10 protein-coding genes are annotated in these 12,644 nt (G+C 66.5%); 3 read left to right on the top strand and 7 right to left on the bottom strand.

Annotation, left to right across the window (positions count from 1 at the left end):
* Positions 1 to 57 precede the first annotated feature (57 nt).
* The 3 genes from EX20_RS28995 (at position 58) to EX20_RS28985 (ending at position 3,238) form a co-directional block, all read left to right on the top strand.
* Positions 58 to 1,200, top strand: coding sequence for a DUF2827 domain-containing protein (locus EX20_RS28995; RefSeq protein WP_011880842.1), 1,143 nt, complete (start codon positions 58 to 60; stop codon positions 1,198 to 1,200).
* A 741-nt stretch (positions 1,201 to 1,941) separates the two neighbouring features.
* Positions 1,942 to 2,745 (top strand): EAL domain-containing protein, encoded by an 804-nt coding sequence (locus EX20_RS28990; RefSeq protein ID WP_034195524.1) that lies wholly within the window; start codon positions 1,942 to 1,944, stop codon positions 2,743 to 2,745.
* Positions 2,746 to 2,806: 61 nt separating this feature from the next.
* Complete coding sequence (locus tag EX20_RS28985) at positions 2,807 to 3,238, top strand: hypothetical protein (protein WP_034195523.1); 432 nt, start codon at positions 2,807 to 2,809, stop codon at positions 3,236 to 3,238.
* Between the two features lie 46 nt (positions 3,239 to 3,284).
* Here the strand turns inward: EX20_RS28985 and EX20_RS28980 are convergent, their stop codons facing one another.
* The 7 genes from EX20_RS28980 to EX20_RS28950 all read right to left on the bottom strand — a co-directional run.
* Positions 3,285 to 5,258, bottom strand: a complete 1,974-nt coding sequence (locus EX20_RS28980) for an FkbM family methyltransferase (protein ID WP_034195522.1) — start codon at positions 5,256 to 5,258, stop codon at positions 3,285 to 3,287.
* Between the two features lie 34 nt (positions 5,259 to 5,292).
* Complete coding sequence (locus tag EX20_RS28975; RefSeq protein ID WP_034195521.1) at positions 5,293 to 6,429, bottom strand: DUF2827 family protein; 1,137 nt, start codon at positions 6,427 to 6,429, stop codon at positions 5,293 to 5,295.
* A gap of 21 nt (positions 6,430 to 6,450) precedes the next feature.
* A complete protein-coding gene (locus EX20_RS28970; protein ID WP_011880837.1) occupies positions 6,451 to 6,918 on the bottom strand; it encodes a DUF4019 domain-containing protein in 468 nt (155 codons plus the stop codon).
* Between the two features lie 25 nt (positions 6,919 to 6,943).
* Positions 6,944 to 8,098: a DUF2827 domain-containing protein gene (locus EX20_RS28965; RefSeq protein ID WP_034195520.1), complete on the bottom strand. Its 1,155-nt coding sequence runs from the start codon at positions 8,096 to 8,098 to the stop codon at positions 6,944 to 6,946.
* A 14-nt stretch (positions 8,099 to 8,112) separates the two neighbouring features.
* Positions 8,113 to 9,258 (bottom strand): DUF2827 domain-containing protein, encoded by a 1,146-nt coding sequence (locus EX20_RS28960; protein ID WP_034195519.1) that lies wholly within the window; start codon positions 9,256 to 9,258, stop codon positions 8,113 to 8,115.
* Between the two features lie 310 nt (positions 9,259 to 9,568).
* Positions 9,569 to 10,249, bottom strand: a complete 681-nt coding sequence (locus EX20_RS28955) for an OmpA family protein (RefSeq protein ID WP_014724016.1) — start codon at positions 10,247 to 10,249, stop codon at positions 9,569 to 9,571.
* Between the two features lie 94 nt (positions 10,250 to 10,343).
* The coding region (locus EX20_RS28950; RefSeq protein ID WP_197063151.1) for a YadA family autotransporter adhesin at positions 10,344 to 12,644 on the bottom strand (2,301 nt) is incomplete at its 5' end.

The raw sequence follows: 12,644 nt of genomic DNA, 5'->3' as shown, positions 1-12,644 counted from the left end.
TCGCGCGGCTGCCGGCCGCGCTACACTGCGTCCAGTCCATCTCTCCTCCCGCCCACGATGAAGTCTCCTGTCCTGAACGGCCTGCGTATCGGTATCACGATCGGCCTGCGCACCGCCGACGAAAGCATGTGGATCAACGGCATCAAGCAGAACGCACTGTTTCTCGCGAAGCTGCTGATGGCGTCGCCGCACGGCTACCGCGTGACGCTGGTCAACACGACCGACGTGCCGTTGACCGACGCGCTGCCGTGGGATCGCACCGTGTACGACACGCGCGCGTTCGCCGACATGAAGGATGCGCTCGACGTGGTGATCGAGCTGGGCGGCCAGATCGACGGCGCGCAGACGGCCTACCTGAAGGCGCGCGGCGCGAAGCTCGTCAGCTACTGCTGCGGCGTCGAGTACATCAACGCGATGGAGTCGATGCTGTTCGGCCGCCGGATGTGGGATTCGCTGTTCATCAACCGCGGCTACGACGAGGTGTGGGCGATTCCGCAGATCGCGCCGTCGTCGCTGCCGTTCCTGCAGTCGCTGCGCCGCTGTCCGGGGCGCGTGGTGCCGTTCGTGTGGGACCCGATGTTCGTCACCGAGCGTGCGGCCGTGCTGCCCGGGCACGGCGAATACCGGCCGCGCACCGAGCCCGGCAAGCGGCTCACGGTGATGGAGCCGAACCACGACGTCGTGAAGTTCTGCGTGTATCCGATGCTGATCATCGACGAAGCGTATCGGCGCGACCCCGACGCGATCTGCTTCACGCACGTGACGAACGCCGACCGGCTTGCGCACGACAGCCCCGAGTTCGTGATGCTGATGAACTACCTGGACATCGTGCGCGCGGGCAAGGCGAGCTTCGTCGGGCGCTTCGAGACGCCGCTGTTCCTCGCCGACATGACCGACGTCGTCGTGTCGCATCAATGGTCGAACCCGCTCAACTACTTCTATTTCGACGTGTGCTGGCAGGGCTATCCGCTCGTGCACAACGCCAGCCTCGCGCCCGATCTCGGCTACTACTATCCGGACAACGACGTGCAGAAGGGCGCGGATGCGCTGCTGCACGCGCTGCATACGCACGACGACGACTGGGAAGGCTACACGCGGCGTCAGCGCGAGATCCTGCGCCGCTACACGTCGGCGAACCCGGCGCTGGTCGCCGAATACGACGCGCTGTTCGCGAATCTGATCGGCGCGACGCTCGCGTGACGGGCAACGCGATTCCCGGATTCAGGTCCGAGACAATCGCTGGCGACGCGATAAAAAAAGAAACCGTCGAAACGGGGAGATTCGACGGTTTGAAGGCACGAAAATCGACGGCTCCGAGGGGGAAGTCCGTCAGAAATAATTTTATAGGTTAACCGGTCTGAAAGATTGTTAAACATCTTTCGGCAGATAATCGTAAGATTATTTGAAGATCAATTGTCTATTTGATTTTTCAAAATTGCGCTTCGTGAGTTATCAATCTCGCTTGCGGCAGCGGCATTCGATCCGGCCGCGACCGGACACTTAATATTCGCTATTGATTGTTCTGCCGCGTGGCGCGACGGCGTTGCGTTTCGGCAGATTCGGCGGATTCGGCCGCCAATATCGAAAATGCATAATCGTCACATCAAATTAATAACGTTCAGGCGTTTTCGAATAAATCGAACCATGCTGAGTGTCGGCGGATGAGAGGCGCCGGCGGCCGAACCCGATTGTTTCCGAATCGGCGGGTTATGTGACCTGCCGCACCGTCAATGAATCGGGTGCGTGGTGTATTAATGGTATTTGAATATCCTTGACAATGCCGTGTTTGACGGCGCGCCGGCATGAAACGTACGCTGTCGGAAAAGATGAAAACCTGAGGATGGGCCGGGTAAGCGGTGGCACGTGTCGTGGTCGGCATCTGCCATATGTTTCGTGAGCGCGGGCCGTCCATCGGCGGCTCGCCATTTGCCGGAGCGCCGGATGAATGCGGTCGAACCTCGCCTGGAGGCTAACAGGGAACGGAATCGGGACGATATCGAGTGCGTGTTCGGCGCGTCGGACGATCACCCGGATTCCGCGTCGGTACGCAGTTTCGTCGAAAGCCGGCTCGGGTTCGCGCGCGAGCCCGTATGCCGGGCCGATCTGTCCGGCGGCGTTCTGTATCACGAATGCCTCGCGCGGTTGCGCTGGGGCGCGGGCGAGAGTTTGGCGCCAGGCGCATTTCTGCCGCGCCTTGAGGCGCTCGGCCTGATGCGCTGGTTCGACCGGCTCGTGGTCGGCCGGACGATCGATGCGCTGCGTGCCGATCCGAATGCCGTATACGGCTGCAACATCGCGGCGGCGAGTGCGGTGCTCGACAGCGCGTGGCTAGCGATCTTCCGGCGCCTCGAACGTGAGCCGTCGGTTGCAGCGCGGCTGGTCGTCGAGATCACGGAGACGGAGCCGCTGAACCCCGTTGCCGGGCGCGCGTTCGTGCATCGGTTCCGCCAGGCCGGCTGCCGCGTCGCGATCGACGATTTCGGCGTCGGCTACAGTGCGCTGAACAATCTGGTGGTCGGCAATCCGGACATCGTGAAGCTCGACCGGTCGGTGCTATCGCTGATCAAGCGCAATGCGATCGGGCGCTACCAGTTTCGCCGGCTCATTGCGTTTGCGCACGAGAATGCGCGACACGTCGTCGTCGAAGGCGTCGAGAACGAACTCGACCGGGAGATTCTGGTGGATTCCGGCGTCGCGTGGGCGCAGGGCATCCGCTTCTCGTGGCGGCCGCCGGCCGCCGCGTGACAGCGTGGCAGCACGCGTCGGTACGGGATCGGACAATGGCGGATCGCAAAGGAGCGAGAGCATGGCGGTGACGAAGCTGAAGACCGGACACGAGGTGCACGAGCGGCGCGATGGCGCAGGCGCGCTGGTCGCGCTCGCCGAGCTGGCCGACATGCTGCGGGAGTTCAATGCCGAAGCCCGCGAGGCAGCCGATGCGGCCGTCGACATCGCCCCGTTTCTCGAAGGCCTGAAAGCCGTCGAACGGCATATTCGCGCGCTGAAGCCGCTCGATGCCGACGGCCGCGAGTGCGCGGCGCGGCATTATTTTGCCGGCGTGTTCGCCGGCGCCTGCGGCGACGATTCGGTGATCGCGCGCGGTGTGTCGGGCAGCCTCGCGCAGCAGGCGCGCGGCTTCAGCGGGATGGCGGCGCGCTGTTTCGCGCGCGTGGCGCGCATCGGGCAACGGCATGGCCGCGTATTCGCCACGTGGCGCGCACAGCGCGAGCCGGCCTAGCGGCCGATCGCGGGTGTCGGCCGCTTGTCGTCGGCCGCTTCGTCAGTCACTTCCGGAACTCTCCAAGCACGTACGTGAGCGCGCGATCGATCGCGTCATCCCATCGGCCGGGATGGGCGGCGCGCGCTATCCGGACACTGCGGTACAGCGCCGTCTGCGAACCGGTTTCCCAGCGCGCATCGGCCTTCGGGCTCAGCAGCAGAACTGCCGGCACGCCCAACGCGCCGGCCAGATGGATATGCGCGGTGCAGGTCGTGACGACCGCGTCCATCGCGAGCATCAGCGCGGCCAGGTCGCTGAAATCCTCGATCGCATGATGCGCGAAGGTGATCGGCAGATCCGTCTGCTCGGACTGCGCGGACATTTCGCGGTTCATGCAGTACGCCGCGTGTCCGTGCAGGCGTGCGAGCGGCGCCAGATCGCGCACGCTGGCCGCTCGCAGAAAGCGTGCGTCGCTCTCTTCGCGACCGCGCCAGTTCAGCCCGATGCGGCGCGTGCCGGGCGCGCTGCCGTCGCGCGCGATGCGCTCGCGCCACGCGGCCGCGCGCTCCGGCGGGCATGACAGATAGGCAGTCGGTGCGTGCTCCGGCGCCGGCGCAAAGCCGAAGATTGCGGCCAGCACGAGGAACGAGCACCAGTAATCGTGTGCAAGTTCCGACGCGTCGATCCACGGGCCCTGCGCGGCGACGAATTCGATCTGCGGGAACGTGTGGCGCATCAGCGTGGCCAGCGCGGCCGGGACGATGACCGTCACCGCCGCGCAGCCGAGCGCGTCGAGCGCATGCAGGTAGCGCGCGTATTGAAGCTGATCGCCAATGCCGCCGTAGCTGACCACGAGCAGCCGCTTGCCGTGCAGCGGCTGGCCGTCGTAGAGCCGCTCGATCGGCAACCCGAACTGCGCGGCGCTCAGCACTTTCTCGCTGACGATGGTCGCGCGTGCCGCTTCGTCGCGCCGGCCGGCGCGCAGCAGCAGCGCCGAGCGTGCCAGCTCGACGCGGCCGCGCAGCGGGTCGGGCAGTACGGCCCGGTCGCCGAAGCGTTCGAGCGCCGCGAGGCCGGCGTCGGGCACGCCGGCGAAGCCGTAGCACGACGCGAGCTGGAACGCGATCGCATCGTCGTCGAGGCCGCGGCCGCGCGCGCGTAGCCAGCGGTCGATCGCGTGCCCCCATTCGCAGCGCGCCTCGTGCTCGAGCGCGCGGTTCCAGTTCGTTTCGGGCGCGTCGGCGTCCGCTATCGCGGAGGCGCCGGCGGCGGCAGCGCCGCGTTGCGCAGCCGGCGCGGTGACGAGCGGTTCGCCCGAGATGAACAACCGCTGCCGGTCCCAGCGCGGGTTCGGCACGCACAGCATGTTGAGCCCGTCGATCTGGAAGAACGTGTAGTCGAGCCCGGCGAACGTGTCGGCGATCGCCTCCATGCCGACCTTCCAGTACTCGATCCAGCACCACGGCAGATGCGTTTCGATCAGCTGCCGCGCGCCGCGCAGCGCGTCGATCTCCATCCCTTCGATGTCGAGCTTCAGAAAATCGAGCCGCGGCAGGCCGAGCGAATCGAGTCTGACGATCGGCGTCGGCGTGCCGCCCGCCGCGTGTTCGCCGACGAGCGAGACCTGGCCGAAGTCGCTCGCGCGTCCGTAGTCGACGTCCGGCACTTTCATCGTGCCGTTGCTGCTGCCGAGCCCCATGTTGAGCAGATGGAGGTTGTCGAGCTCATTGAGCGCGATGGTGCCGCCCAGCGCATGATAGAGCGTGCGCTGCGGCTCGAAGGCGTACACCTGGCCGCCGCGCTCGCGCAGCCGGTGCGCAATCGGCACGCACACCAGCCCGGCGTTCGCGCCGCCGTCCACCGCGATCGCGCCGTCGGGCAGTTGGTCGATCACGTGCATGATCGTGTCGAGCTCGCGCTGGATATGCGGGCGGCCGGTCTTGATCAGCGCGTCGGCCTGCAGGTCGCAGTGCCGATTGATCAGGAACGGGCCGTGGATCGATTCGATCACGACGAAATTGCGGATGGTCTGATTCATCGGCGCGCGGATGGATGGGATGTGGGGAAGGCCGTCAGCCCGGCGTACGGCCGTCGAACAGGCGCTGGATCTGCTCCGAATACGTGCGCACGTTGTGCTCGGCGAGCGTATCGACCTGTTGCAGGCAGCGGCGCGCCGCCGCCGCGTAGTCGTCGAGCCGCGCGTCGTGCGTCTGCGCGGCCGTCGCGATCGCTTGCGCGGCGTCGAAGATTTCGAAGTCCGGATAGTAATAGCCGACGTCGCGCAGGAACGCCGAGTTGTGCACGAGCGGGTAGTTGCCGTACAGCGCGTCGTACAGCAGGTAGTTCAGGCCGTTTTCCCAGTGGTGCGACACGACGATGTCGGTATGATGCGCGGCCCACGCGACGAACGGCGCGCGCACGTCCGCCGTCGCCTTGCCGTCGCGCACCATCTCGAGCCCGAGCGCGAGGTGCTTGAAGGCGACGTTTTCCTTCTTGTCGAACGTGTTGGTCATGTACACGTGTTCGATCAGGTCGGGATGCTCGACGTAGCACGCGTTCGCGGCGAGCATCGGCACGATCGAGCTTTTCACGACGTTCAGGTTCGGCTCGAAGAACGCGATGCGCTTGGCCGGCCCGTGATTGCGATAACCAAACCGCGCCTTGAGCTCGGGGTCGGCGTCGAGGCTGCGTTCGATGAAGTACGGCGACCAGATGTGCGGCAGCTCGATCACCGGCGCGCGATAGACCGCGCGGAAATATGCCGCGCACGTATGCATGTGCTGCGGATTGGTCCAGATCTCGTCGAACTGCACGCGGTTCGGGTTCGGCCGCCAGTCGTTCTTGCCGAAGTTGATCGTTTCGACCGCGATCACGTAGTCGTTGCCGAAGCGGTACGACACGCACTTGCCGCCGCGCCGGCGCACGGCGTCCGTGTGCGACGAGTCGACGAACGCGTTCATCTCGATCAGCAGGTCGGTGTCGTGGACGATCGCCGACAGCGGCCGCAGTGCGTCGCCGAACGCGTCCATCATCAGCGCCGGCGGATAGTCGGTGATGCCGTCGTCGTGCGCGAGCCACACGTTGCCGATCAGCGGCGAGCGTTTCAGCAGCATGTAGAGGAACACGCAATGCTGGTTCGCGCCGTTGTACCAGATCGACTGCGCGGAGTCGCGCTGCACGTTCATCGTAATCGCGACATTGATCTTCATCGCTGGCTCCGGGCGCGCGGCTTAGGGCGCGTAGTTTTGCGATTGACGCGGCACGTAGCCGGTCAGATGCCAGAGGCCGTCGTCCTCGAGGCGGAAGCTGAGCTTTTCGTACACGGTCGTGCCGGTGGTGAGCGTCGTTGCATAGTCGACGTTCGCGTACAGCCCGTCCGGCGTCGTGCCCGCGTTCGTATAGCGGATCCGCGTGATCTGCGCCCAGCCGCGATGACGCACCGTGCCGACCGACTGGCGCGCGCGCTGCATGTCGGCCGCGAACTGGTCCTGCTTGATGCGCGCCTTCACGAACGCGGCCGAATCGGCCCATACCGCGCCGTACTGGCCCGCGTCGAGCTGCTTGAAGACGGTGTCGGCGTCGCGCAGCAGCGCGTCCGCCGATTCGCCGCCGGCCTGCGCGTGCGCGCCGATCGCGAGGGACGCGGCGGCGCAGCCGATCAGCCATTTCGCGCGGGAGAGGGACGGGTGTGCGTTCATGTCGGAGTCCGGAAAGGGCGGCGCGTCATGCGTCGCGATAGAGCGCCGCGATCGCGTCCGAATAGGCGGCGACGTTCTCGGGGTTGTAGATGCTGACCGAGTCGAGCACGTGCTTCGATTGCTCGCGGTAGGCGTCGAGGTTCGCGTCGTGTTGCGCGAACGCCTGCAGCAGCGCCCGGCCGCCGGCCTGACAGTCGAAGTCCGGATAGAAATACCCGGCCTTGCCGAGGAACGGCGAGTTGTGGATCAGCGGATAGTCGCCGTACAGCAGTTCGTAATAGAGGTAGTTTTGCGCGTTTTCCCACGTGTGCGACACGACCGCGTCGCCGTAGGCGGCCATGAACTCGTAGACCGCATAGCGGCTTTCGAACGTCGTGATGCCGTGGTTCACGATGTCGAGGCTCTTCGCGAAGTGGACGAAGGTCGGATGCTCTTTCAGATGCAGCGTGTTGCACACGCGCACGAATTCGAGGAAATCCGGCTTCGCGCGATAGGCCTCCTCGGCCACCAGCATCGGAATGATGCTCGTTTTCACCATGCAGATGTTCGGCTCGAACATCGTCACGCGCCAGCGCGGCTTGCCCGGCCGATAGCCGTACGACAAGCCGGCGCCGAGCGTCGCGCGCGCCTTGTCGAACAGCATCGGATGCCAGATGTGCGGGACGATCGTCACCGGTGCGCGCAGGCCCGTCTGGTAGTAGTGCAGGCACGAGCGCTCGAATTCCGGAATCGTCCACACCGCGTCGTACGGCGCGCCCGAGAACAGGAAGCCCGACGGCTTGTCGAACATCGCGCGCTCGATGTCGATCACGTAGTCGTTGCCGACCCGCATCGTGACGACCTTGCCGCCGCGCTCGTTGAAGGCGCGCAGGTAGTCCGCGCCGAACTGCGCGCTCATTTCGATCAGTACGTCGCAGCGCTCGAGCGCTTCGTCCATCGACAGCAGCGGCACGTCCCATTCGCCGAGCATCATCTGCGGATCGGCGACCTGTTCGCCGCCGTTCACCATCACGGCTTCGGCGACGAGCGGCGACTGGCGCAGCAGCAGGATCAGCAGCAGGCAGTTCTGGAAGATGCCGTTTTCCCACAGCGACTGGCCGGCGCCGCGTACGAACAGCGACACGCCGACGACGAGACGCTTGCCCTCGCCGGGCGCTTGACGGGCATTGGAGTCCGACATGCGTATGCTCCGGTTCAGGCGACCAGGCGCGCGACGAACGCGTCCAGGTTCGCGGGGTTGTCGATCGAGACGGCCTGCAGCAGCCGGCCGGCCTTCGCGCGATAGTCGTCGAGCCGCTCGTCGTGATGCAGCCACGCGTCGTACAGCGCGCGGCCGCCTGCGGCCGAATCGAAGTCCGGATAGTAGTAGCCGGCGTCGCCGAGCAGCGTCGAGTTGTGGATCAGCGGATAGCCGCCGTACAGCACGTCGTAGTAAAGGTAGTTCTGCGGATTTTCCCAGTGATGCGAGACGACCGCATCGGCGTGGCGGGCCATGAAGCCCGGCAGGTCGATGCGCGGCTCGAACGTCGCCTTCTGCTGGCGCACGAGGTCGAGGTTGTTGGCGAAATGGACGAAGGTCGGATGCGCCTTCATGTGAATCGAATTGACGACGAACAGATGTTGCACGGCCTCCGGATGCGCGCGATAGAACTCGTCGCACGCGAGCATCGGGTAATGGCACGACTTGACGACCGAGATGTTCGGTTCGAGCGTCGCGAGGTGCCACGGGCGGCGGCCGGGCCGATAGCCGAAGGTCACGCCTCCGCTCGCGAGCGCGGCGATGCGGCGGTCGAGGAAATACGGCGACCACAGATGCGGCATCGTATGGACCGGCGCGCGCGTGAGCGTGCGCAACAGCGGCACGTCGATTTTCTGCGACTTCTCGAGCACCCACACTTCGTCGAACTGCGTGCCGTTGAACACGTGGCCCGACGGCTTGCCGAAGATCGGCGTTTCGGCGAGACCGCTGTAGGTATGGCCGACGTAGCACGCGACGAGCTTCGTGCCGAGCGCCTTCACGTGTCTGAGCCATTCGACCGGCAGTTGTGCGCCCATCTCGATCACGACGTCGATGTCGTGCGTGACGTCCGTGGGTTTCACGAGCGGTACGTCGAGGCCGTCGAGTTCGAGGCCGGCGGGCAGCGCGTTCGCGTCGCCGCCGTTCAGGAAGTAGACCGGACCGATGCGGTCCGAGCGCTTGAGCATCATCGCGAGATACGCGATGTTCTGATGAATGCCGTTTTCCCAGATTGCCTGGCCGTCACGCGCAAACAGCGAGATGCCGACCGCCGGTCGTTCTCTGCGAGTGCCGCCTGACGCGGCTTGATCGATGTACGTCACCGGTTGGTTTCCTCTGCGGCGTCGCGCGTCAGGCGCTGGTGTCGAGCGACTGGCCTGCGGACGGCGCGCCGTGGATTGTCGTGGTTGCGTTCGCGTCGGCGCGCGCTGACGACGGATCGGGCGGCGCGGATCGCGAGGCGGCCGCCGGATTCCGGTGTGTCGTCGCGCGAAGCTGGCACGGCGCGCGACGCGGGCGGAAAGTTCCGGCGACAGTCTGCGGCGATTGTGGCACGGAAGACGCCGGTTTGTGGAGGGCCATGACGATGTTTGACATAGCGGAGGGTCGGCGCCGGGGCCGCTGTTCGGCGCGTCAGCGCTTCAGCGAGATCTCGACGCGGCGGTTCGCCGCACGGCCTTCGGCCGTCGCGTTCGACCCGACCGGATCGGCGCTGCCGCGGCCGGCGACCGCCATCGTATGAGCTTTCAGCCCGTGCGCGTGCAGGTAGCGCGCGACGACGTCCGCCCGGCGTTTCGACAGCGCGAGATTGGCCGCGTCGCTGCCGGCCGAGTCGGTATAGCCGGTGACCGTCACTTCGGTGTACGTGTGGTCTTCGCGTTCGCTCAGCAGCTTGTCGAGCGATGCGCGCGCGGCGGGCGTCAGCGTGGCCTGGCCCGTTGCGAACAGCGCGTCGCCCGCGAGGTTCACGTGTTCGACCGCCGCGGGCGCGGGCGCCGGTGTCGGCACGGGCGCGGCGGCCGCGGCCGTTTCGGCTGGTGCGGCGCCGCACTGGAAGACCAGCGTGGCCGGATCGGCGTGGTTGCGCAGTGCATGCGCCGAATCGGCGACGCGCACCGGCTGCTCGCCGCAGATCTTGCGCGCGGCGTTCATGCAGGTCTGCGGGCCCGACAGCAAGCCGTGGCAGTCGACCTGGAACGTGCGCACGCCGTCGCGCGGCTGCAGTTCGGAGGCGCTGTAGGTCGGGCCGGATGCGGTCGAGCACGCGGCGAGGCCCAGCGCCGAGAGCGCGAGCGCAAGAGCGAGTTTGTTCACGGTTACGTCCTCAAAACTGGAGTTGACTGAAGCGCGCGGCACGCCGCACGCCGCCCGGCCGGTGGGCCGGACGGGCGGCGTGCTGCGCGACGGGTTACTTCCACTGATACAGCATGCCGGCGCCGATCACCTTCTGACCGCCGCTGAAGCCGCCGTTGATCGACGCCTTCAGGTTCTCCGTGATGCGCGCCTGCATGTTGACCGCCATCGCCTTCTGGCCGAGGAACGTCGACGTGCCGATACCCATCCCGAAGTTGGCGTCGCGGTCCATCTGCGGGATCGAGGCCATCGCGCCGACGGCCGCGATGCCCTGCTTCGCCATCTGGTCCGTCTGCTGCAGTTGCGTGCCGAGCGAGTTGATCTGCGACTGCTGGCCCGACAGCGCGGTCGACAGCGTCGTCTGCACTTGCGTCAGCTGGTTCACGTTCACCGCGTCGGTGCCTTGCGTGCCCGGCGCGACGTTCGTGATCTGGCGCTGCTGCGTGTCGCTGCCGACCGACACCACGTTCGAACGGCCGCCGTCGCTCGAATTCGCGCCGATCGCCACCGAGTTCGAGCCGGCGGTGACGGTCGGGCGGTCGGTGCCGGTGCCGTTCATGTCGGCCGCGATGCCGGAGTTGTTCGCCGTACGCGCCTGGTTGTTGTTCACCGTCGTCGACAGCTGGTTCAGCGTGTTGGTGATGCTCGTCACGCCGGTCGACAGCGACGCCACCGTGCTGTTGGTCGAGCTGAGGCCGGTGGACAGCGAGCCGATGCCGGTCGAGGTCGACGTGGACAGCGACGTGAGGTTGCTGTTGGTCGAGCTCAAGCCGGTGGACAGCGAGCCGATCGCGGTCGAGGTCGACGTGGACAGCGACGTGAGGTTGCTGTTGGTCGAGCTCAGGCCGGTGGACAGCGAGCCGATCCCGGTCGACAGCGACGAGATGTTCGAGGCCGTCGACGTCGACAGGCTGCTGATGGCCAGGTTCGTTGCGTTGAGCTGGCTGCCGTTGACGGCGTCCGTGCTGGTGGCCGAGACGCGGCCTGCGGCGACGTTCGTGATCTGACGTTCGGCGCCCGGTGCGCCGACGCTGAAGACGCCCACCGGTGCGATGCCGCTGACCGCGTACGTGACGCCTCCGACCGTCATGCTCGACACCGCGACTGCATTGCTCGTGGTCGAGTTCGCGCCCATCGCGATCGAGTTGGCAACGTTGGCCTGCGCGTTCGTGCCGAACGCGAGGGCGTCGGTGGCCGTGGCCGCTGCGGCGGAGCCGTAGGCTTGCGCACCGGTGGCGCTGGCGACTGCGTTGCTACCGAGCGCGAGCGCGCCGGTGCCGGTTGCCGTGTTCGCGTTGCCGAGCGCCACTGCGCCGGTGCCGGTCGCCGTGTCGTTCGCGCCCATCGCGACTGCGCCGGTGCCCGTTGCGACGCTCGGGTCGCCGATGGCGACCGCGCCGTCGCCGCTCGCCGTGTTGCCGGAGCCGATCGACACCGCCTTGCCGCCGGTGGCCGATGCGTTCTGGCCGATCGCGACGGCACCGGCGGTTTGCGCGTTCGAGCCGTCGCCGACGGCGACGCTGCTCGCGCCGGCGGCGCTGGCGTTCACGCCGGCTGCCAAGGCATTGACGCCCGTCGCGCCGTCGTTCGCGTAGTTGCCTTGCTGCGTGCCGTTGTCGTTGACGCTGAAGTAGTGCGTCTTCGCAGCTTCGATCGCGGTCGACGTCGAGGTGGACAGGGACGTGATCGAGCTCGTGGCCGACGAGAGGCCGGTCGAGGTCGAGGTCGACAGCGATGTCACCGTGCTGTCGGTGGAACTCAGGCCGGTGGAGAGGGAGCTGAGGCCGGTCGAGGTCGAGGTGGAGAGCGAGGCGACCGTGCTGTTGGTCGAGCTCAGGCCGGTCGACAGCGAGCTGAGGCCGGTCGAAGTCGAGGTGGACAGCGACGTGATCGAACTCGTGGCCGAGGACAGGCCCGTCGACAGCGAGCTGATGCCGGTCGAAGTCGAGGTGGAGAGCGACGTGATCGAGCTCGTGGCCGAGGACAGGCCCGTCGACGTCGAAGTCGACAGCGACGCGACCGAGCTGTCGGTGGAGCTCAGGCCGGTCGACAACGAGCTGATGCCGGTCGAAGTCGACGTGGACAGCGATGTGATCGAGCTGGTCGCGGACGAGAGGCCCGTCGACGTGGACGTTGACAGGGACGTCACCGTGCTATCCGTCGTGCTCAAACCGGTGGACAGCGAGCTGATGCCGGTCGAAGTCGACGTGGACAGCGATGTGATCGAACTCGTGGCCGACGACAGACCGGTCGACGTGGACGTCGACAGCGACGTCACCGAGCTATCGGTGGAACTCAGGCCGGTCGACAACGAGCTGATACCGGTCGAAGTCGACGTGGACAGCGACGTGATCGA

It is taken from the genome of Burkholderia sp. WP42 (assembly GCF_000745665.1).
Taxonomy (GTDB): Bacteria; Pseudomonadota; Gammaproteobacteria; order Burkholderiales; family Burkholderiaceae; genus Burkholderia; species Burkholderia vietnamiensis.
Note: the sequence above shows the minus strand (reverse complement) of the source record. Positions and strands in the feature narration are given on the sequence as shown.